General features: G+C 61.1%; 17 protein-coding genes and 1 pseudogene. 9 read left to right on the top strand and 9 right to left on the bottom strand.

Translation table 11 applies throughout. The features are described 5' to 3' along the window. Positions 1-456: 456 nt before the first annotated feature. Complete coding sequence (locus tag MCBMB27_RS13235) at positions 457-1,500, bottom strand: NAD-dependent epimerase/dehydratase family protein (RefSeq protein WP_075380641.1); 1,044 nt, start codon at positions 1,498-1,500, stop codon at positions 457-459. A 136-nt stretch (positions 1,501-1,636) separates the two neighbouring features. Beyond that, entirely contained in the window at positions 1,637-2,305 is a 669-nt protein-coding gene (locus MCBMB27_RS13230) for a sugar transferase (protein WP_075380640.1), read from the bottom strand. 1,390 nt (positions 2,306-3,695) lie between these two features. Here MCBMB27_RS13230 and MCBMB27_RS13225 point away from each other — a divergent pair. The 6 genes from MCBMB27_RS13225 to MCBMB27_RS13200 all read left to right on the top strand — a co-directional run bounded on the left by MCBMB27_RS13225 (position 3,696) and on the right by MCBMB27_RS13200 (position 11,903). Then, positions 3,696-4,580: a WecB/TagA/CpsF family glycosyltransferase gene (locus MCBMB27_RS13225; protein ID WP_210187518.1), complete on the top strand. Its 885-nt coding sequence runs from the start codon at positions 3,696-3,698 to the stop codon at positions 4,578-4,580. A gap of 112 nt (positions 4,581-4,692) precedes the next feature. Then, positions 4,693-5,859 (top strand): glycosyltransferase, encoded by a 1,167-nt coding sequence (locus MCBMB27_RS13220; RefSeq protein ID WP_159020339.1) that lies wholly within the window; start codon positions 4,693-4,695, stop codon positions 5,857-5,859. Positions 5,860-5,879: 20 nt separating this feature from the next. Next, positions 5,880-6,923, top strand: a complete 1,044-nt coding sequence (locus tag MCBMB27_RS13215) for a glycosyltransferase family 2 protein (protein ID WP_236952965.1) — start codon at positions 5,880-5,882, stop codon at positions 6,921-6,923. Positions 6,924-7,305: 382 nt separating this feature from the next. Further along, positions 7,306-9,714: a WD40/YVTN/BNR-like repeat-containing protein gene (locus MCBMB27_RS13210; RefSeq protein ID WP_210187519.1), complete on the top strand. Its 2,409-nt coding sequence runs from the start codon at positions 7,306-7,308 to the stop codon at positions 9,712-9,714. Between the two features lie 271 nt (positions 9,715-9,985). After that, entirely contained in the window at positions 9,986-11,479 is a 1,494-nt protein-coding gene (locus tag MCBMB27_RS13205; protein ID WP_335633095.1) for a UbiA family prenyltransferase, read from the top strand. Position 11,480: 1 nt separating this feature from the next. Beyond that, positions 11,481-11,903, top strand: a complete 423-nt coding sequence (locus MCBMB27_RS13200; RefSeq protein ID WP_075380637.1) for a GtrA family protein — start codon at positions 11,481-11,483, stop codon at positions 11,901-11,903. A 430-nt stretch (positions 11,904-12,333) separates the two neighbouring features. On the opposite strand, the gene MCBMB27_RS29620 is transcribed toward MCBMB27_RS13200, so the two are convergent. Next, complete coding sequence (locus tag MCBMB27_RS29620) at positions 12,334-12,495, bottom strand: hypothetical protein (protein WP_159020337.1); 162 nt, start codon at positions 12,493-12,495, stop codon at positions 12,334-12,336. Between the two features lie 621 nt (positions 12,496-13,116). Here MCBMB27_RS29620 and MCBMB27_RS13195 point away from each other — a divergent pair. Beyond that, the gene (locus MCBMB27_RS13195) at positions 13,117-14,274 is read left to right on the top strand and encodes a DegT/DnrJ/EryC1/StrS family aminotransferase (RefSeq protein ID WP_075380636.1); all 1,158 of its coding nucleotides are present in this window, start codon (positions 13,117-13,119) and stop codon (positions 14,272-14,274) included. Between the two features lie 351 nt (positions 14,275-14,625). On the opposite strand, the gene MCBMB27_RS13190 is transcribed toward MCBMB27_RS13195, so the two are convergent. Next, positions 14,626-16,143, bottom strand: coding sequence for a GumC family protein (locus tag MCBMB27_RS13190; RefSeq protein ID WP_075380635.1), 1,518 nt, complete (start codon positions 16,141-16,143; stop codon positions 14,626-14,628). Between the two features lie 290 nt (positions 16,144-16,433). On the opposite strand from MCBMB27_RS13190, the gene MCBMB27_RS13185 reads away from it, so the two are divergent. Then, positions 16,434-17,720, top strand: coding sequence for a polysaccharide biosynthesis protein (locus MCBMB27_RS13185; protein ID WP_139231643.1), 1,287 nt, complete (start codon positions 16,434-16,436; stop codon positions 17,718-17,720). A 236-nt stretch (positions 17,721-17,956) separates the two neighbouring features. Beyond that, positions 17,957-18,160: pseudogene (locus MCBMB27_RS30565) on the top strand (IS3 family transposase); the annotation flags it as partial. Between the two features lie 13 nt (positions 18,161-18,173). On the opposite strand, the gene MCBMB27_RS13180 reads toward MCBMB27_RS30565, so the two are convergent. Genes MCBMB27_RS13180 through MCBMB27_RS13160 form a run of 5 tightly spaced genes read right to left on the bottom strand, consistent with a single transcriptional unit; the run spans position 18,174 to position 21,905 of the window. Further along, positions 18,174-18,500, bottom strand: a complete 327-nt coding sequence (locus tag MCBMB27_RS13180; protein ID WP_081948780.1) for a Rieske (2Fe-2S) protein — start codon at positions 18,498-18,500, stop codon at positions 18,174-18,176. Further along, positions 18,493-19,197 carry an ABC transporter ATP-binding protein gene (locus MCBMB27_RS13175; RefSeq protein WP_043387758.1) on the bottom strand — a complete coding sequence of 235 codons (705 nt, stop codon included), beginning with the start codon at positions 19,195-19,197 and terminating at the stop codon, positions 18,493-18,495. The genes MCBMB27_RS13180 and MCBMB27_RS13175 overlap by 8 nt, the downstream gene beginning before the upstream one ends. Then, positions 19,190-20,005 carry an ABC transporter ATP-binding protein gene (locus MCBMB27_RS13170; protein WP_043347347.1) on the bottom strand — a complete coding sequence of 272 codons (816 nt, stop codon included), beginning with the start codon at positions 20,003-20,005 and terminating at the stop codon, positions 19,190-19,192. The genes MCBMB27_RS13175 and MCBMB27_RS13170 overlap by 8 nt, the downstream gene beginning before the upstream one ends. Further along, complete coding sequence (locus MCBMB27_RS13165) at positions 20,002-21,036, bottom strand: branched-chain amino acid ABC transporter permease (protein ID WP_075380633.1); 1,035 nt, start codon at positions 21,034-21,036, stop codon at positions 20,002-20,004. The genes MCBMB27_RS13170 and MCBMB27_RS13165 overlap by 4 nt, the downstream gene beginning before the upstream one ends. Further along, on the bottom strand, positions 21,033-21,905 hold the full coding sequence (locus tag MCBMB27_RS13160) for a branched-chain amino acid ABC transporter permease (RefSeq protein WP_075380632.1): 873 nt from the start codon (positions 21,903-21,905) through the stop codon (positions 21,033-21,035). The genes MCBMB27_RS13165 and MCBMB27_RS13160 overlap by 4 nt, the downstream gene beginning before the upstream one ends. Positions 21,906-21,990: the final 85 nt, after the last annotated feature.

Below are 21,990 nucleotides of genomic sequence, written 5' to 3'. Positions count from 1 at the left end.
CATCTGAATCACGGGCTCTGAGGCCGGTGCCGTGCGACCAGATGACAGCTTCGGTATCCGATCTGTGCTCACAAGGCCAAAATTATTCGGTGGCAATCCTGCCGTGATATGGACTGTAATCTGCAAGACGACCGGCCGCGCGTTGACACCAGCGCGGGTCGGTGCAGTTCGCCGCGCGCTGGGAACAGTTTATATTTACCAATATCGATTGGCGCACATAGGCAAGGACGCAAAAGCCTCCGTTATGTCGCCACAGACATCGGAGAGGCGTCCAAAAGCCCAAGCCTCATCTTTCGAATCTTTGCGGTAGCGACCGCGGGTCACCCGCGGCCTTTATCGAGAAAACGGTGTTTCCATCTATGAAAGTTCGGCTCGGTAAAGTCGCTTCTGGGCACCTGAAGCCAGATTGCCTCGGATTTCGTCGGCGCAGACAACTCGTTTTTGGCTTGGACCCGTTCACCTGATCGCACTCATATTGCTGCTCACATGCCGGGGCCCGAAACCGAGACTGGTGCCCTTCGTCGCTAAGAGGGAGCGATACCATTCGACCGTATGACAGCAAGGCGCATTACCGGCCCGCCCATCCCGGAGCGCCCTTTGGACGTCCGAGACGGCGCACCCAATCGACCGATGCGCCCGGAACGCGAGTACTTTCTCAGCCTTGGCAAAGCTGACGCGATAGTTTCGACGATCTTCACCGACACCCACATAGGAGATCGCTGTTGCAGCCTCACTCGCTAACCAGACTTGGTATGCAATTTCCAAGATCTGGTAATTTTCACGCCCTATGTTGAACACTTGGCCGGCAATGGACCGATCGGGCGCATCAAGGGTAAGCAAAAACGCTTGCGCGACGTCCTCGACGTGAATGAGAGGGCGCCATTGTGCGCCATTTCCGACGACACTGATGCAGCCGAGTTCATAAGCATCGAGCGCCATTTTATTGACCACCAAGTCGAACCGCATCCGTGGCGAAAGGCCAAAAACGGTACCATTCCGCAAGGATACGGTGGTGAAATCCGATCTGTTTCGGCTCAATACGACCTCTTCGGCTTTTGCACACGTCTCTGCATATAAGGTGAGCGGCCGAAGCGTAGAATCCTCATTCACGTCACTGCCAATATGCTCACCATAGACGGCACAGGAACTTGCAAAGAGATAGCGTTTGACCCCAGCCCGCTCAGCGAGCATCACCGAGGCGATCCGTCCCCGCTCATTGATCGAACGCGTTAGTTCGGCATCGAGGTCTCCGGACGGGTCATTCGACAATGCGGCTAAATCAACAACAACGTCGCAATCATCGAAAACTCCTGGCGGATAATTGCGGATGTCACACCGCAGAATCTCCATCGCGGGATGGTCTTGAAGGCTAAGCAATGACTGATGCCCGAAAAAAAAAGCATCGATTGCTCGAACGCGATAGCCGACATTCAGAAGCTGTGTGACGAGAACAGAACCGATGTATCCCGCGGCGCCAGTAACAGCAACTGTCTTCTGCATCGCGAAAACCTCGCTTGGAGCTACCGGATTTCGGGACGCCGAAGCGCCAATATGTGCAGCCGTCCCGGGGAACGCAGCATCCGTTCTAATCTCGGGCGCCAACAAAAATCCGTTGCATTCTTTTTAGATTGCGATTTCAGTAAGCATCCAGCTTGAATGCCAGGCACATTAAAACGGTTTTCACGATAATCTTGAAATCAAGAATAAGGCTTGCGTTTGATACATACCAAAGATCGAGCGCAAGGCGCTTTTCCATATCGGCAGAGTAAGGCGTTGCGCCCCGTGACCCACTAATCTGTGCCCATCCGGTGATACCGGGGCGCACGTTGAACCGAGCATTGTAATTGGGGATTATTTTTCCATAGTAAATGTCGTGGGAAACAGCGTGTGGACGAGGTCCGACAATCGCCATCTCACACTTGATTACGTTTAGCAGTTGCGGAAGTTCGTCGAGACTGCTGCGTCTTAGAAATTTTCCGATCCGAGTTACGCGCACATCGCTGCGACTCGCCTGTTGCACGATGGGTCCGTTTTCTTGAACATGCATCGTCCGAAATTTATATATATTGAATTTGCGACCCTTCAGTCCAGTCCGTTCCTGCCGGAACAAAATAGGGCCAGGACTGTCGAGCGAGATCAAAATGGCGATCAAAACGAAAAGAGGCATAAGAAGGAGGATGGCGGCTGCCGCAACAGTTATATCGATTGCGACATGCGCGCTGTGCCGAATATTGGATGTGTGGTCAGCCCCCGCTCGAGCTTCAGGACCTGAGGTCACAAGCAACCCGTGTTCAGCAGAACTCATCGCTTAAGTCTCCTCGATCTATTTCGCATAATCGATTGAGTCAAAGCGGCGTATTGAAAATGTCCTCCCAGCTTTATTTCATGTCACCTGAAAATAAATATAAATAGATAGCGTTCCGACGCGTTATAGTATATCATCAATGACTAAAAGTATAGTTCATTTTCCAATATAGCTCGAATAAGCTTGATATATCCATTTGTTGTATTGGGATTTTTCGAAAAGTACGGCTTCGCGCGAGATTGCACCATACGAACGTTGCGAAATACTATCGCTGAAGGCTGCTGTTTGGCATTTTCGCAGCTCCGAGATTTTTAAGAACGACTTCGCAACTCGACGTGTCCCCAGAACTCGCAAAAGCACTGGTGCGCGGCGCACGCTAATAGGCAGCCCACTCTATAGATCCGGGCCGCATTTCGGACTTGGTGTGCGGCCTCGATGACGTGGCCGAATTCTCTATATCGGCTATAGCACCGCCTGGCAATAGGGTTAATTTTCATACATTGATTGCATTTACCGGTGCTGAAAATCGGTTTTAACAGATGACTGGTTGATGTTCAGATTAGGTGTGCGGCCCATGAGGGATGGTCCATAGAAACGGTCAAAATCATGTCAATGATGGCAGGATGATCAGTGCCTACGCACCGTTTTCCGCTGCTGTGATAATACGATTCTTGAGAAAATCGGCTCGTGGATACACCATAAGATTATCATGCTGGCACAAAGAATATGAAAACAGACATCGCGTTTTGAGATCGGCGGAACCGAAAGGCCTGTCTCTTCGCACGTTTTCCTAGAAAGTCGCCGGAATCTGACAAATGGATGGCCCCCCGTCACGCCGCTCGTGTCGCTCTGCCGACGAAAGCAAAGCGCACTTCACTGCAGGCTACGAGACGGATGGAAACGCAGCCAGAAACGCTCAATCGCTCTGTCTTTCGCGTCGAAGAGCCGAACTCTGTCGCGCGAATGCTGCTCGCGATCGGCGGTGACGTTAAAACGGTTTGTCGGTTGAGGGCCCTGGGATGTTTCTCGTGAGCCGAGTGATCGGAAGATGGTAATCAAGCCGTTTGATGCCGGCTAGATGTCCTCAGATTGCCGATTTTATGAGCGGAGCGGCAATTTTTTAACCAGGGATTTGAGGCGCGTTTGATCAATCCAGTTTCCGCTCTCGATGAGGGCGGAGACTCGACTCAAAGTGCCTTTTTAGGTCCATCGAATTCGGTATTGCGTTCCGGTGATCGCCTGGATATAGGTTAACAAACTGTTAAGATGCCGTGTAGGCCCTACTCCCGAGCGCTATAGGAGGGATGTAGAGATGTCGCATTTTGGCCGGTTGTCGACATACTTCAGATGGTCAGGTGCTGTGCAGCGCCGGCTCCGTGCAGACGGGGCCGTGCGACTGAACGACAGTCGTTCCGGTTCTCGTGACGACAACACTTTTCAGCGGCAGCTGGTTCACGGTGCTCTACTCAATGAATCGAGTGGTCGAACGTCCCTGATCCGTGTTGGTGGGATTCCCACCGCAGTGCTATCGCGCAAACAACTGGCACGCCGCATGGACGAGGATTGCCGTTTGGTATCTCTGGGGCATCTCGCAGAGCCCCGAATAATCGTCGCGTCCAATGGATCGGTAATTGCGAGATTTCATCTGAATAGAAACTTTCGACGACTGATTTCCAAGGCTTCAATCGTCGATGCTGACGGTGCATCGCTCGTCTTTGCGTCGCGCCTGTTCTGTCGAAGTCCCTTGCCCGAGCGGGTGGCGACGACTGATCTCATTCATGATTGCGCCGATCTAGCATCCCAGAAGTGCATACGTTTTTATTTCCTGGGCGGAAAGCCTGAGGTGGCTTTGCGTGCATCGCAAAAGTTGAAGCTGATTTTTCCGAATCTACAGGTGGTTGGGTGCCGCGACGGGTATTTCAATCGCGCCGACGAGGATGAGATCTGTTCTGAGATACTCCGCACAGGAGCGCAAGTCTTATGGCTCGGTCTAGGCAGTCCGATGCAGGAAGAGATCGCTTGTTCATGGCAGAGGAAACTGGGCGGTTTGGCCTGGATCAGAACCTGCGGCGGGCTCTTCGATCACATCGCTGAGGACGTTCCTCGAGCGCCGCGATGGATGCAAGATATCGGTCTTGAGTGGCTTTACAGGATTTATCAGGAGCCGAGACGATTATTGTTTCGCTATTTATGGTCTAACCCCGTCGCTTTATTTTATCTTTTGACCAAAACGTCCGACGATCCGATCTATCGTGGACCAGTTGTACTCAAATGATATCATATCTTTCTATATCCGAATATTGATTGTGGACTAATTACAGAAAACCGGATCCATGCTCAGGTGCCGGGCTAGGTGACAATCAATGAGGCGGATTGGGATGTGCGCTGTGGTATCGTTGACGGAGCCGATCCAGCGTTCCGTACGGAAAGCCTCGATACGGTCGCAGCCGACCGTTTACTTTTTTGCCAACCATTCGTCATCCGGTGGTGTCGGCGAGCTGTGGAGCGATCTGGCTGCTGGATTGGCGGCTAAGGGATTTCGAACACGTCTCATCGCGCTTTGGCCGAGTGCCGACACATCGATGGCTGGCGATGAACGCGTCCCTTGGCAACATGTGGTCTCTGAGAAGCCACGATCGATGCGCCGTCTTCTCTGCTTGGTCAGAGATCTTGTTCTGCTCTTCAGGAAGGATACGCCAGATTGTGTCGTGACAGCGATGCCTGCCACAAACCTATTGGTGCCCGCGGCGGCTTTGCTTTCTTACCGGCGCATTCGAGCTATCACATCGCATCATACGCCTGCGAATACGTTGAAATGGCCTATGAATTGGCTTGATCGATATGCCTCTGTGCCGCCGAACGTCTCGGCGTCGGTCAGTGTCTCGAAGACGGTCGCGACGTCGTATCACCGGGGTCGGGGGTGGTTGCGATCAAAGCAGCGGGTCATCAGCAACGCGCTTTCTCCTGCGATCGAGCAGCATCTTTCGGAATTGTCCCGGATGAGGCAACCGCGCATCGGGGGTGATGCCCCTTTTCGCGTTATAAGCCTCGGCCGCCTCTCAGCGCAAAAGAATTACGACGTCTTGATCAAAGCGGCGTTGTACATGCCAAACGTGATTGTGAGCATCATAGGGCATGGACCTGAGGAGACGAGACTGCGGTCACTGGCTGACTGCCTCGGTGTAACGGATCGGGTAAAATTTCTCGGACTCATGGGCCGCAAAGATGCACTTCGCATGCTCGCGGCGGCCGATGTCTTCGTGCAGATGAGTCGCTTCGAAGGCCATAGCCTCGCACTCATCGAAGCGGCCAAACTTGGGTTGCCGCTTGTCGTTTCGAATATCCCGGTCCAATTGGAATTTATCACTGACGAGATCGGCCGACACTGCGGCATTTCAGTTGATCTCGACGATGCGCGTAGCTTGGCACGATCTATTGACCGATTGTCTTTCGATCATGAATATTATGAGGACATGGCTTTGCGATCAAGACATATCGCGGCAGCTCTTTCATTCGATAATACCTTGTCGCTCTACGAGGATCTTGTGTCTTAACGCCGGTTTTCGGCCGAGGGATGGGTGACGTTCGTCTGAAAGAGTCCTTCGATGCGGAACTGGCAATGAAGCTCACAATTGGGATTAAGGTTTTCAATGAGGCCGCCCGGATCGGGCGGGCGATCGAAACTGCGCTTGAGGCCGCCGCTCCGTACGGTGGTGAAGTCTTGATCGCTGATAGCGGATCCACGGACGGTACGCTGGAGATTGCGTTGCGGTACGACGTAAAGATCGTCCAATTGGCGAATCCAGCCGAACGCTCGTGCGGCGCTGGTGCCCAACTCGCGTATATGTTCGCCCGCGGAGAGTTCTTCTACCTTCTCGACGGTGATATGGAGATCGATCCTTCATTCCTGCGGTGTGCGATACCATTTTTGGAGACGCATTCGGATTTCGCCGGGGTCGGGGGCCGTGTCGAAGAGGCGAATGTCGAGAACCATGAATTCCGCACACGGAAAATCAATGCGGAAAGGAGATGCGCTTATTACCCTCGTCTGATCGATCGTCTCGATTGTGGGGGGCTTTATCGCGTCTCGGCGGTAAAGCAGAGCGGGTATTTCGCAGACCGAAATTTGAAATCATTTGAAGAATTTGAGCTCGCTTCGCGATTGATTGCGGATGGCTGGAAACTCACCCGGCTCAATGTTCCTGCCATCGTGCATTATGGGCATACGTCCGAAAGCTATAAGCTCCTGCGGGCTCGATTTCTATCTGGCTACGCGAACGGCGTCGGCCAAGTTTCTCGGGCAATCCTCGCCCGGCCTCGCGGTCGGCAAGCGCTTTCTAAACTTACGCAGTTTTGGACATGCGCTGTCGTCGTGATCTGGTGGGCCGCAATTCTCACATTGACGATGTTGGCAGTCTCAGACTGGCATTACCTCGCGTACCTTCTCGTGGCGATTGTCCTACCCGTGCTGTTTCTCATGCTGCGGCGCGGCTCAGTGCAAGCCGGGCTATATTCGTTCGTGGCGTGGAACACGGTTGCAATCGGTTTTTTTGCGGGGTTCGCCGCATCGCGCCGATCGCCAACGGATCGATTAGACGCGGTGATCATCAGGCGCTGAATAATCGGCGAGTGAGGGTTGCTGATATCGGTGAAATTCGGGCTTGATGTTTCATTCGCGCAGGACGTGGATCTAAAACCCTAGGCCTTTATCTCGATGGCTGTGTTTAAGTTCTTGAGTTTGTAATTCGTAGATCGAGAAAAAGGGAAGGCGAGGCTGATTGTGGGCGTCCTGACCATAACTGAATCAGTGGTAGGCCAATTGTTCGCTTTGGTTCAATTCGCGATGCGGCCGAACACCGCGATGCTCTCCGGAAGGCGCAGGTGCGGATCGATCGGCGACCGACAGGTCTGGCAAAGCCCTGTGTGGTGCCGGGATCGGGTCAATTGGCGGTCCGTTGCTGCACTAGGGTTCATGGTTCCAGCCAATGTTGGTTGAGTTGATGCTGGCTGAACTCGGTCTTGCGGACCCGAAGATGACCGGGCGATCTGCGGTCGCGCATCGCATGTGGAGGCTCGGTCGGCCGTTCGATCAGGGACGCTCGTCGATGATGCGCCTGTCGCTGTCCGTGTCGTTACGCGGTTTCGCCCTGTTGCTTTGGGGGGGCGTGGTGCTGCCCGTCGCTCGTGCGGAGACCTATCTCTGGCGGCCGGTGAAGATCGGCGGCGGTGGATTCATAACCGGATACTCATCTGATGCCAGCGGGTCGACGCGCGTCGTCAGAGCGGATGTGTACGGAGCTTATATCTGGAGCGACACGGCCAATCGGTGGATCCAATTGGTGACCACCGCGTCGATGCCGTCGACGTTTCACGTTCAGAACGGACTCAACGAGGGGGTGTACGAGGTCGTCGTTGCCCCGTCCGACGCGCGCCGGATCTATCTGGCTTTGAAGGGACGGGTCTTTACCTCGCGGGATGGAGGGCGGTCCTTTGCCGTCTCATCGACGGCTCCGTTCGAGCATGGATTCGACCCAAATAGCGAGTTCCGCAATTACGGGCCGTTCATTTCGGTCGACCCTGTGCGCCCGGACGTTGCGCTCTTCGGAACCCCGGCGGATGGTCTCTGGCGCACCGAGGACGGAGGGGTGACGTGGTCACGCATCCCGACCGTGCCTCCGGCGATGGATCTACGCCCGGCTCAGGACGGCCATCAGAGCCCCGGCATCATCACGTGGTTCGAGAAACCGGGCGGCCAAGTCGCAGGGCGCGTCTGGGCGATGTCGGCCGGGAACGGCCTTTTCGCCTCGTCTGACGGCGGCCGAAGCTTTTCCCGTCTGGCATCAGACGGGCAGGGCGGGCCGTCGCTTCTGACGCAGGGCGCCTTCGCGCGCGACGGGACCTTCTTTGGTGTCGATCGCGAGACACGAATGGCTTGGCGTTATCGCGGGGGTGGATGGCAGAGCCTTACATCCAACGGAGGCCTGCCGAGCCTGCCCTTCGCAGCCGTGGCGATCGACCCGGACGATTCACGCATCCTCGTCATCGATCAAAGCGGGACGGTGTTCCGATCGAATGACGGAGGACGGTTGTGGACACGACTGGCGCATGAGTCCCGGGTCGGGTTCGGCGACCCGCCATGGCTTCGCGTCAGCAATGCGTCCTACTTCGCCATGAGCCGTATCATGTTCGATCCTGTGAAGAAGGATCGGCTCTGGGCTGGCGCAGGCATGGGCGTGTTCTACGCCGACCTCTCCGACTCTTCGCGGACAGTGACGTGGGTCAGCCAGACCCGGGGGATTGAGGAGCTCGTCGCGAACGACGTTAACCAAGCCGCAGGGCAGGCCCCCCTGTTTGCGGTCTGGGATTTCGGTATTCACGTCAAGCGGGACCTGACGGCGTACTCAACGACATACGGTCCGAAAGAGCGTGTGCTGATCGCAGCACAGCAAGTGGCGCTGACACCCGCCAATCCGCGTTTCGTCGTGACGAATGCGTCCGATACCCGAACGTCCTGCTGCTCGGAAGACGGCGATGCCGTGCTGGCCGGGTACAGCTTGGATGGCGGCGACAGCTGGACCAAATTCGCCGCGCTTCCGACCCCGCCGGGGACCCGTCCCGAGGACCCCTGGCGCATGGCGTTCGGTACGATCGCGGTCTCGGCCGGCGACACTAACAACATCGTCTGGGAGCCGACCTATAACCGCGCTCCGTTCTACACGAAAGATCTTGGTCGAAGCTGGCGACGGGTGGTACTGAGCGGCGAGTCCCTTCCGTTCACGGGCTCACATCCGCACATATACCTGTCGCGGAAGACACTCACGGCGGACGGCACGCGGCCCGGCGTCTTCTATCTCGTTCACAGCGGGGAGGGGGCGAATCAGCGGCTCCAAGGGCTTTGGCGGACGGGCGACGGTGGCGAGACTTGGCGCCAAGTCTTCAAGGGTGAGATCGCGCCGAACACCGGGTACGCCGCGAAGCTCCGCGCCGTGCCAGGTCGACCGGGCGAGCTCTTCTTCACGTCGGGCATCCCGTACGCAACGGGGACGCCCCTGAGGCGCAGCCGCGACGGCGGGGAAACCTGGACCTCGATCCGCGGTATCAGTCAAGTGGATGATATCGCTTTTGGTCGACCTGATCAGGCAGGTTATCCTACAATTTTCTTATCCGGTCGGCTGAATGGCGAATATGGATTCTGGCGATCGATTGATGAAGGTGAGAATTGGACGAAGATAGGGGCTTTCCCCGTCGGCAGCTTGGATCAGGTCACTGTTCTCGGCGCCGACACCGATCATTTCGGCCGTGTCTACGTGGGTTACATGGGATCCGGTTTCCTGGTCGGGGAACCGGCCGACTGCAAAGCGAAGCCCTACGCATTCGGAGAGGACGCAGAATGCTTTTCGCTGCGCTGAGACCCGCGATGGCAGCCTCTCCAGTCGCCGCGTGGCCCCGAAGAACGGCGCTGTGGCGACTCCGGCAATGAGTCTTCGGCTGGGAAATTGTCATCTCGGTCGTGACCTGACCAGCCGGATATGGATTACGGCAATCCAGCAGTCGTGATTGAGGTGGCCCTGTTTAAATCGGTAGCGGAGCTTTCGGTCTGTGATGATGCGATCTGTTCTGCACGATATCACCCGCCGCATTCAGTATGGCCGGTCTCCGAGCTTGGGAGCCGGATCCGTGCTGTCAGGGCACATCGCTTCGGGGGGCGAGGCCATTCGGCACCCGGCTTGGCCGAAACTCGGGTCTCGCGAGGTTCCCCTCATCCTCGATCTCGACGGAACGCTCCTGCGGACGGATGTCCTCTACGAGAAGGCGCTTGCGTTGGTGCGGGCCGATCCGCTGAACGTCCTGCGCATGCTCTACTGGGCGATGGGCGGCCGCGCCCACCTCAAGCGGCGCATGGCCCAGGCTGTCACGCTCGACATCGAGGCGCTGCCGGAAAACCCCGAGCTGGTCGCCTTCGCAGAGGCCGAGGCCAAGGGAGGCCGGCCGATTCACATGTCGACCGCCACCGATAATGTCACGGCCTCCCAGATCGCCCGCCGCTTCCCGTTCATCAGCAGCGTCATCGCCAGCGACGGGCAGACGAATCTGAAAGGGGCCGCCAAAGCGGCTGAGCTTGCCCGCCGTTTCCCGCTCGGCTTCGACTATGCGGGCGACAGCCGCGCCGATCTGCCGGTGTGGCATGCCGCCCGGCAGGCGATCGTGGTCGGCGCCTCCCCGGGGGTGGAGCGCGCGGCCGGCAGAGCGGCCGACGTCGCCGGCGTCTTCCGGCGCCCGCCCTATGGTCGCCTGCTCCTCAAGAGCATGCGGTCCCATCAATGGGCCAAGAATGCGCTTGTTCTCGTGCCAGCAGTCCTGGCCAACCGCTTCCTCGACCCGTCCGCCCTCGGGTCGCTCGCGATCAGCTTCGTGGCGCTCTGCCTGATCGCCTCGGCGACCTACATCCTCAACGACATCTGGGACGTGGCGGACGATCGTCGGCATTGGTCGAAGAAGAACCGTCCTCTCGCCAGCGGCCAGTTTCCGATCGTCTACGGCCTCGCCGCCGTGCCGGCCGGCCTGGGAGCCGGATTCCTGCTCGGCGCACTGGCTGGCCCGAAGGTGGTTCTCACGCTGGCAGCCTATACCGGGCTGACGCTCGCCTACTCGTTCTATCTCAAGCGGGTGGTCCTGCTTGACGCCTTGACGCTCGCCAGCCTCTTCACGATTCGGTTGGCGGTGGGCACCGCCGCTGTGGAGGCCATCGCCTCGCCGTGGCTGTTCGTGTTCTCGATGTTCCTGTTCACCTCACTGGCCTTGGCGAAGCGCCACACAGAGATCGCCCGTGCGGCGGCGCGCGGCGCGGCTCAGATCAACGGACGCGGCTACGTGGCAGTGGATTTGCCCCTCGTGCTGGCCGCCGGTGTCGCCGCGGGCACGTCCGCGCTCCTGATCTTGGTGTTCTACGTGATCGACGACGCGTTCAAGCAGACCTTCTATGGCGATGTGGCATGGCTCTGGGGCTTCCCCCTGGCGCTGTCGATCATCCTGGGGCGAATCTGGGTCGCGTGCCAGCGCGGCACGCTGCAGGATGATCCGGTTGTCTTCGCGCTGACGGACCGGCTGGCGTTGACGGCCGGCAGTGCGCTCGCGATGTGCTTCGTGCTGGCTTGGGCGGGCTTTTCGGTCTGAGATGATGCGGCTCTACCTGCAGGACCTCATCCGCCTCGACCAGCGCGTCCGATTTCTGCTCGCGGGCGGCTTCGCCTCGGGCGTGAGTTGGGCATCACGCTTCCTGTTCAACAGCGTAATGCCGTTCGCGCTTGCGGTCGCCACAGCGACCGCGCTCGGCATGGTGATTGGCTTCCTGATCTACCGCAGCTTCGTCTTCCCGGGCTCGTCGCGATCCCTTGCCGCGCAACTCGGGGGGTTCCTCCTGGTCAATCTGATCGGGGGACTCGTCACCGTGGCGGTGGCGATTGTCGCACGCGATGGGCTGTTGATGCCGCTCGGCCTTACAGAGATCGCGGCGCCTGCCGCGCACGCGATCGGTATCATGGCCGGTGCCGTCGCCAACTATATTGGACACAAGACGGTCACCTTCAGGACGGCCTGAATGCTTCTTCGAGAGCGCTGATCATGCCCCCGTGCTGCTTTCCCGCGCGCGGCGTCAAAACGGACTGTCGCGCATCCGAGGATCATCCCCTCGCGCCTTGCCGCGCACGTTCGTCGGCTGGAGCGGCGCGAGACCCGCCGAAGCCGCGCCGGTCCGGTCGAATCGCGCCGCCTGGAGTCCTCCGTTCCGGAAGGCCGGGGATGCAGCGGCTCACCCGAGCCAGACGCCGCGATTTCGCGATCGCTGAGGTGTCGGCAACGTCGTGTCGAACGGTGGTCCGAGCGGCTTCGGCTGGTGCGGTCGTCTTGATCCTGGAACCGCGCGCTTATCCCCGGAACCGGCGGTCGATTCGTTGCCGCGCAGCCAGGTTGTACTGCGCGTCGCGAGCGATCAAGAGGTCGAGCGGTCAGTTCGCCAGCAACCGATCCCGTTAAGCCGCGCCCCGCTGGCGCATGAGCCAGCATCCAGCGAGCAGAGCGGCACAATTGCCAGAGATGAAGACCGCGAGGATCGAGAAAACCAAGCCGCTGCCGATCGTGGAGATGAACGCAACGAGAGCCGCTGCGAAAGCCGAGGCGATGATAAAGACCATGTCTGGGCATCCTCGCTTGGAGCAATCGCCAGCTCACGCCGATCGCGAACTCTCCTCGTCAATCGTTACAGAAGCGTAAACAGTAATTTGCCAGCGCAGCACCTCGGTAAGGCCGACCACCGGACCCCTATCGCGACGACGCTCATGAGCGGTGAACTGGACCGCGTCGCGCCTCAGCCGATGCAACCGAGGACGGCGCCGAGCTCGGCCCCCGGTCTCAACGACGTCCCCGCCGGCACGGCAGTCGGGATCTCCTGTCCGCAGCTTGGACTTGAGCAAGGCAGCAGCGATCGCGTCGCGCGAGAAACCCGATGGCATCTGCGGGATCCGCGCAGGCAATGGGGCCTTCATTGAGCCGGCGCGTGTTTGGGCCCTGCGCCGCGGGTGCGCCGTATGCTCAGGGGGCCGCGACCCTTGGCGACCGGACCAAAGGCGCAAAGCGGCCTCGGCCGTGTCGGCCCGCGCGAGCCTGACGCGCGTCGCGTCGACAGACATCAGAGCAGATCAGACGATCGGACGGCCGTCTCGTGGGGGGCTTGATCTGTTATACCGCTCGGTATTCCGACTGCCCGGACGGTGTATACTGATACCGAACAACCCTCTTTCAGCGAGGTCAGCTGAATGGCTGTCCCATTTTATCGACACGCCCTCCCGGCTTGCTACGCTGAACGTGTCGCGTCGGTTCTCGCGAGTCCCTTTCTCACGAGCGGTCCGCGGTGCCAGGAGGTCGAAACGACGCTGCGCCGCTTCTTCGGGGTCGGGAGCGCCAAGCTGACGTCAAGCTGGACGCAGGGCGCGGTCGCAACTTTGCTCGCCCTCGATATCGGACCGGGCGACGAGGTCATCGTTCCTGCCATGACATTCGCCGCGACAGCCAATGTCGTCCGGCAAGTTGGAGCGACACCGATTTTCGTGGACGTTGATGCGCGAACGTTGCTCATGGACCTGACCCAGGCAGGGCAGGCGGTGACCACGAGGACCAGAGCCGTCATCCCGGTTCACCTGTATGGCCAGATGGTGGATATACCGTCGCTCAGGGCCGTGATCCCCGAGTCGGTCAAAATCATTGAAGACGCGGCGCACTGCTTCGAAGGCACGCGAGACGGCCGGCGTCCGGGCCAGCTCGGCGATGCGGCGATCTTCTCGTTCTACGCGACCAAGAATGTGACCTGCGGCGAAGGCGGCGCCGTCGTCACAAACGATTTGGCTCTGGCGGATGCCTTGGCTCAGACCGTTCAACACGGCATGTCGGCGAGCGCGGCCCGGCGTTTCGAGGGGCACACCTACCGCCATTGGGACATCGCCCGCTTGGGGACGAAGGCCAACCTCCCGGATTTGCTCGCGGTCCTTCTGGAGCCGCAGATCGCTGAGATCGACCTGCAACTGCAGATCCGGGAACGTCTCTGCAGACGGTATGAGGCTGCACTCGCGGGGACGCCCTTCAAATGGCCGACCATCGACGCCGACGCTGTCTCGGCGCGGCATCTGTTCCCGATCCACGTTCCGGGCGGGGCGCGGGATGCCGTCTTGAATGCTCTCGGCGAGGCCGGGATCGGTGCGACCGTGAACTATCGCTGTGTTCCCGCGCTGAGCCTTTACCGCACTGCGCAAGCGCAGCTTCGATATCCCATCTCGTGGCACTGGGGCGAAGGTACGCTCTCGCTTCCGCTATACCCGAGCCTGCGTGAGGATGAGCAAGACGAAGTCATCGCGGCCCTGCGGCGTTCCATTGCGACAACGGGCTTATCGGGCGCCGAGCCTGCACCGATCGCGTTCTGATCACACTTCGGTGTCTCGCATCCCTTGGGTGTGCTCCAGCTGTTCGGCAACGGTGTCGGATGGCCGGGACAAGTCGGGCGTTCACGCACGATGGCCAATGCGAAGCCGCAGCGTACCTCGCTGAACGGGCGCTCGCCCCGCGTTTTCGGTCGGCAGGATCGATGCGGGCTTCTTCCTCCGGCCCGGTTGCGTCCCTGTCCGATCAGGCTGCCGAGATCGCGCGGTCGCGTCGTATGCGCGACCGAGTGCCCCGGAGCGCGACGTGCAAGAATGGCCATCGGCACCTTCGCGGAGAGGCCCGAGTGAGCTGCGGCGTCACGGCAACAGCGTCATCCCGGCTTGAGCAGCGCTCTAAGATCCTGACTGCGTCCGTGCGCGGCGCTTGAGGTCGGCCATCGCGAAATAGGCCGACGCCTTCCGGAGAAGCTCATTGGCCTGCGCGCCGGGTGTCGAGGCGTGTGCGGCGGTGAATCGACCTGGAGCGGCCGGCGCGTCCGGGGCCGTCGCGTCGGACACCGGTCGCGGGCCGTACATTTCGAGCATCAGGGACGCCGATGCACCCAGGATCAGACCGAACACGACGCCGAGCCCGAGGAATTGAGCCCCGTTGGGAAAAACGGCTCGGAGCGGAGTCGTAGCCGACTGAATCACACGGATGTTCGTCAGCTTTGCCGATCTGAGATCGGCATTGATTTGCTCCTCGGTGGTCCGCTTCGCGTAGAGTTCAGCATTCAAGGTCGCCTGGGCGACGTCGCGTTTCAGCCTCTCGAATTCGGTCTGTTTGCTCACAAGCGTCGTCAGGTCTCGGTTGACGGTGCTGATCTCCTGCTCCTGCTGCTTGACGAGATCGAGAAGGCCGGCGATCTCGGAATTGACCTTCAGTAGCGCCACCATCGAGTCTTGATAGACGCGCACCATCAACAAAGGCGGGTCGCCCGCGCCGGCCGTGTTCTCTGAAGGGCCGCGTGACGGCGACCGACCTTTCTCGTCACCGCCGAGATTTTCGACCAGATTCGACACGAACGGAGATTGTGTCACCGGCTTGAGAAGTCGCAGCTGTGCGACAAGCGCCCCCTTTTGACCCTGTTTATCGACCAGCGAGCTGCGCGTCGCCGTCAGAGCCGCCGCAATGTCGCTGGCCCGATGCAAAAGCAGGCTTCGCTCATCCTCCACGGAGTACATTCGTTCCCGGCGGGAGAAATGCTCCAACAGTCGGGAGCGCATCTCCACTTCTTCGTTGAATCGCTTTTTCTGCTCGCGAAAGAAATCAATGGCGCCCGGCGTATCGGCGAGACGGATCTGGCGCTCGATGAACGATTCGGCGACGGCGTTCACGAACGCCGCCGTCAGACGTGGATCCGTGTATTGAAACGAGATTTTCAGGACCTCGGAATTGGGTTCAGTCCGCACCGTGAGGCGTCGGCTCAGGACGGAGGCGACCAGATCGATATCGGAGATGCCTGAGTCCTTACCCCCAGCGTTCTCCGGGACTGCCTCCTCTGTGTCACGCCGGCCATGGACGATCTGCCTCAGCCATCCTCCCAATCCGGGAAGGCGGGATTGGCCGACGCCTTTGAATTTATCGAGCCCGACGCGATTGATTGCGCCGCGAACGACATCCTCGCTTTCCGCGATTCGAGCTTGAGAGGTGATCAACTCAAGCTGCTTCCGGCTGCCATCGGAAATATTTTCCGAAGCTTGACTGACAAGAAGCGATGTAGACGCTTCATAGACCGGTGCGATCAACAAATAAGCAGATAAAAACAGGGCAATACCGGCGCCCACCGCCAGGACCATCAATGCCTTATGTTTCCACATGCATCGCAACACCGTGCCTATCGAAGGCTTCATGTCTTGATCGTGCAGCATCAACGACATCCTACTGGCGTGCGCTCTATTTATATTCGAGCCGCGAATTCAACGGCTAAACTAAAAAACGCACAAATTACTGCGAGCGTTACTCCATTTTAAGGACTTGATATTTTCTGCGATTAGGCGTTCATTCAAAAGTCGGCGCTTAATCGCTAGTGCTCAAGGATATCGTGACCTTAGCAGGATTCATGCCTGAATTGCAACAACGCTCTTTATTCGCCCTTCGAGGCGAGACGTATTATATTTGAATTGGTGCTGGAATGCTCGTTTGGAAACGAAATCTTTCCATGAAGATCGCCGTTGCACAGGCCGTGCAAATCATCGCGCCCTACATGCTTGCCGTATCCGGCCCGTTGGTGCTGTCAGCGACACAATTCGTTCTGTCAGTCGTTCTTGTCCATCTGATGAGCCCGAAGGATTTTGGCACTTTTTCGTTCCTTATGGTGACATCACAATTTCTGATGAGCTTTTCCGGCGCCTTTTTATGTGCCCCCCTTCCCGTCGTGATGGCGAGAGCCGGCAAAACAGGCGATGCCGCTACTGTCGAGTGTTTGTTTGGTGTAAATGTCATCATCGGCTTGTTAGTTTTTATACTGCTTACTGCGCTCAGTGCTGCTCTCGGGATTGAAATTCTACCTGCGGCCCTATTCGGAGGATTTGCAAGCCTGACAATGCTGCGCTGGTTCGGTCGCGCCTACGCGTATGCAATCGGCCTGCCGAAACGTGCCACCCTGTCCGATATCGTATCCGGCGTCGTCCTCGGCGTCGGCATCGGGTTGATCGCGTGGCAGGGCAGCGCTTCCCCCCTCTTCGCTTACGGATTTCTGATGCTCAGTGCAGCCGGCGGTCTGCTGGCGTTCGGGCCTCGTCATCTCGCGGAACAGCTTCGATTGCCCCGCCTCGAAGAATTGTCGCGCTATGGTGCCGTCTGGAAAGAGCATTCGAGCTGGTCGCTGCTCGGACTGGTCACGACGGAGGCCACCGGCAACGCACATGCTTATTTCGTGACCCTGATCTCGGGTGCCGTCGCCTTTGCGGCGCTCGCGGCGAGCGCACTCCTGATCCGGCCGGCCATCATCCTGATGAACGCCCTCGGAGAATTCGAGAGACCGCGTCTCGCACGGCTCGTCGCCCAACAGCGATGGAGCGACGTCGATCGCACGCTGTCCCTGTTTCGATTCATTCTCATGAGCGGCTGGTTCGCAACCTTGGGTCTCGGCGTCATTGTCGCCTATTTCGCGCCCTCGCTTCTGTTTTCGAAAGACTACGATTTGCTTTATGTTCAGAAGGCATTTGTCCTCTGGTTGGCGATCATGGGCCTCCGCCTTGTCCGCACCCCGGAAAGTATCTTGCTGCAAGCCGCAGGGCAGTTCCGGGTGCTGGCTTTCTCAAGCGTCTACTCGTCGGTGATCTCAGTCATCCTCGTCGTTGTCATGGTCTGGGTGGTGGGGCCGCTGTACTCGATGGTCGGCGTTCTCGCAGGCGAGGCGATCTTCACGCTGGCTGTATGGCGCGTCGCGCGCGCCTGGCGCTGGAAGGGCAGGCAGGCGTCTCCGCACGTGCAGTTGCCGTGAACGCGTGCAGTCTTCGCGATCACCGCCGCAGACGGTTCATCGTGGCCAGCCAGACGCGCCCGGGCGGCACGGGTCGCGCCGGTCTGCGCCGCTGACGGTCGCCGCGCCCCGCACGACGCCTGCCCCGACCCCGGTTCACCATTCCGAGGGCGGCATGCAACTGAACTGTGGACTCACCTCGAAGACACGGAGAGCGCTGTCCGTGAACGCGGAAGCCGTCCACACTTGGGTCTGGCGCCGCGGCGGCCCGTCTTGCTCAGACGAGCGGACGGTCTCGCCGCGCGGCGGCCGCCGATCTCGGCTTCAGGCTCCCGACCGTGCGCAACGGGATCGACGGCCGGCGTGATCGCGAGATGGACGCGGCACCCGCAGACCGGCTGGAGGGCATGGCGGCCGCGCTGAGGCGCCTGCACCGCGGGAACGCCGTGCAGCGTCAGGACGGCCCGAGACACATCATTTCATCCTGAGCCATAGCCCGTCCGAAGCCGACTCGATCTCGAACAGGCGAAGGGCTCGAAACGACCAGCCCGGTGAGACGGAGCCATCTCGGAGATCAAAAGAGGCGAGATGCCGGGGGCAGAGCAGCCGTCCACCGACGCACTGGCCGAGAGACAAGTCTGCCCCCTCGTGCGGGCAGGCCCGCTCGGCGGCTACGATCCGCTCGCCATCGCGCACGAGAAGCAGATGGTATCCTCGGACGGTGATCGCCACCGAGTTCCGCCCGGCGAGAAGGTCGTGCGGGCCGAGGCAAATCCGCTCTGGCCCGTCCGTCTCAGCCACCGAGATAAGCGTCCCGCACGTGGGGATCGGCGATGAGGTCCTGCCCGCGCCCCGCGAGTACGATGCGGCCGGTTTCGAGCAGGTAGGCGTAATCGCACAATTCGAGGGCCGCGAACGCATTCTGCTCGACGAGTAGCACGGTCGTGCCGGCATCGCGGATCGCCCCGATCACCGAGAACATCCGCTCGACGATGTTGGGGGCGAGCCCCAGGGAAGGCTCGTCGAACAGCACGAGCTTCGGGCGCCCCATCAGCGCGCGGCCGATCGCCAGCATCTGCTGCTCGCCGCCCGACAGCGTGCCGGCCGCCTGATCGCGGCGCTCCGCGAGGCGCGGAAACTCCCCGTAGATGCGCGTCAGGTCCGCCGCGACCGCCGCCCGGTCGCGGCGGAGATAGGCGCCCATGGCGAGGTTCTCGGCGACCGTCATCTGCGGGAAGACGCGCCGGCCCTCCGGGCAATGGGCGATGCCCGCCGCCAGGATCCGGCGGGGCTCCGCCCCCGCGATGTCCCGGCCGGCGAACCGGATCGCGCCGGAGCGCGGCGCGACGAGGCCGGAGATCGCCCGGAGCGTCGTGGACTTGCCGGCCCCGTTCGCGCCGACGAGGGCCACGAGTTGGCCCTCGCGCACGTCGATCGTCAGCCCCTTCAGCGCCGTGACGTGGCCGTAGCCGCAGACGAGGTCGCGGATCTCAAGCATGGACCGCCTCCTGCGCGGCAGCGGCGGCCTGCCGGGCCGCGCTGCCCTGGCCGAGATAAGCTTCGATCACCGCCGGGTCGCTGCGGATCCGGTCCGGCGGCCCCTCGGCGATCAGGCGGCCGTAATTGAGGACGACGATGCGGTCGGAGACCTCCATCACCATCGGCATGTCGTGCTCGACGAGTAGGATGGTGACGCCGCGCTCCCGGATCTGCCGGATCAGGCGCACGAAGACCCGCGTCTCGGAGGCGTTCATCCCCGAGACCGGCTCGTCGAGGAGCAGCATGGCGGGCTCGGTGGCGAGCGCCAGCGCCACGCCGACGAGGCGCTGCTCGCCGTAGGCCAGGGCGCCGGCCTTCTCCTGCGCCCGGCCGGCGAGCCCGACCCAGTCGAGCAGCGCCGCGGCGCGGGCGCGCAGCTGCCTCTCGCCGGCCCCCGCGCGGCCGAGGAGCGCGTCGAGAACGGGCGCGCGGCCCGCCGCGGCGCCCATCTGGTGCAGGCCGATCATCACGTTGTCGAACACCGTGTCGTCCGGGAAGACGCTGGTGCGCTGGAAGGTGCGGGCGAGTCCGAGCCGCGTGATCGCGTGCGGCGGCAGGCCCTTCAGCGACGTGCCGCGGAAGCGGACATCGCCCTGGCTGGGCTTGAGGAAGCCCGTCATCACGTTGAAGGCCGTGGTCTTGCCAGCCCCGTTCGGGCCGATCAGGCTGACGATCTCGCCGGCCTGGACGTCGAAATGCAGGTCGGCGATGGCGACGAGGCCGCCGAAGCGGACGCCGACATGCTCGACCGAGAGGATCGCGCTCATCGCTGCACCGCCGGGTTGGCTTCGAGGACCGGGATCGACCGGACCTGCCGGCGGCCGAGCAGCGCCGACAGTCCCGGCACGATGCCCCGCGGCATCACGAACAGGATCACGATCAGCACGAGGCCGTAGACGATCCACTGCGCCTCCGGCGCCATGACCGGGCGGAGCGCCACTGGCAGCAGGCCGAAGATCAGGCCGCCGACGACCGGGCCCATCAGGCTGCCCTTGCCGCCCGCCACCACCATGATGACCATGGTGACCGTGGTGGCGAACAGGAACACGTCGGGATCGATGATCCGCAGGTAATGCGCGTAGAGGCTGCCGGCCGCGCCGGCCATCGCCGCCGAGATCACGGCCGCGACGGTCAGCGTGCGGGTGGCGTTGATGCCCACCGAGAGCGCCAGGGGCTCGTTCTCCTTCAGGCCCCGCATCGCCCGGCCGAAGCGCCCGCCGACCAGGCGGGCGATGATCAGCCAGCACAGCGTGCCGACGGCCAGCACGAGGTAGTAGTTCTGGAGCTTGGTCTTCAGGGTCCACATCCCGAGGCCCGGTAGACCGAGGGTGATGGCCGGGATGTTGGTCAGCGCCAGCGGTCCCTGCGTCAGCTCCACCCAGTTGAGGGCCACGAGCCGCACGACCTCGGCGAACGAGATCGTGACGATCACGAAGTAGGCGCCCCGCACCCGGAAGGAGAGCCGCCCGATCAGGTAGCCGCAGCCGCCCGCCGCCACCGTCGCCAGCAGGAGGCCGGCCACCGCCGGCCACGGCTCGTGGACCGCGCGGATGCCGAACCCGAGATCGACGTCGAAGCCGAGGCTCGTCAGCGCGCTGACATAGGCGCCGATGCCGAAGAACGCGATGTGGCCGAGGCTGAGCTGCCCGGTGAAGCCGAGGAGCAGGTTCAGGCTCATGGCGCCGATCGTCAGGATGCCCGTCACGATCAGCGCGTTGAGGAGGTAGGGGTTGGCGCCGAGACCCAGGGGCAGGGCGACGAGGCCGGCGAGCAGGGCGAGGGGGAGAAGCCGGGTCATCCGATGCGCTCCGCCTTCGCGAACAGCCCGGTCGGCCTGTAGAGCAGGACCGCGATGATGATCAGGAAGCCCATCGCGTCCCGGTAGCCGGAGGAGACGTAGCCGGCACCCAGTTCTTCGGCGAGCGCCAGGATGAAGCCGCCGATCGCCGCGCCGGTGACGTTGCCGAGCCCGCCCAGGATGACGATGGCGAAGGCCTTCAGCTCGGCGAGGCCGCCCATCTGCGGGAACACCACGTAGACGGGACCGAGGAGCGCGCCGGCGGCCGCCGCCAGCGACGAGCCCAGCGCGAAGGTCGCGGTGTAGATCCGGCGGACGTCGACGCCCATCAGCGCCGCCGTGTCGGAATCCTGGAAGGCGGCGCGCATGGCGAGCCCGAGCTTGGTCCGGTTGATCAGCGCGTAGGTGAGGGCGATCAGGGTCAACGCCGCGCCGAGCACGAACAGCCGCAGCCACGACACCGAGACCGGGCCGATCTCCAGCGGCGCCTCCGGGAAGGGCGCGGGGATCGCCTTGGCGACGCCGCCGAAGGTCCAGAGCGTGCCCGATTGCAGGATGATCCCGGCGCCGATCATCACCAGCATGGTGGTGTCGATATCCGAGCCCCGGAACGGCCGCAGCAGCACCAGCTCGATCGCGGCCCCGAGCAGGAGGCCGCCGAGGATCGCCACCGGCAGCGCCAGGAAGAAGTTCAGCCCCAGCGCCGCGACCGCGAGGTACATCACGTAGGCGCCGACGGTGTAGAGCGCGCCGTGGGTGAAGTTCACGACGTTCATGATCCCGAAGATCAGCGTCAGGCCGATCCCCAACAGCGCGTAGGTACCGCCGAGGATGAGCGCGTTGACGAGGTGCTGGACCAGTTCGTTCATGGGCTTCTCCTGGCAGGTTGCGTGCCGGACGACCGGCGCCTCGCTGCGTGCGGGGACACGCGGGTTGCCAATTCGGGAGCCGGCA

Origin of the sequence: Methylobacterium phyllosphaerae, from assembly GCF_001936175.1 — a bacterium.
In the GTDB taxonomy this organism is placed as follows: Bacteria; Pseudomonadota; Alphaproteobacteria; order Rhizobiales; family Beijerinckiaceae; genus Methylobacterium; species Methylobacterium fujisawaense.
This window is presented reverse-complemented; position numbering and strand designations above follow the sequence as displayed.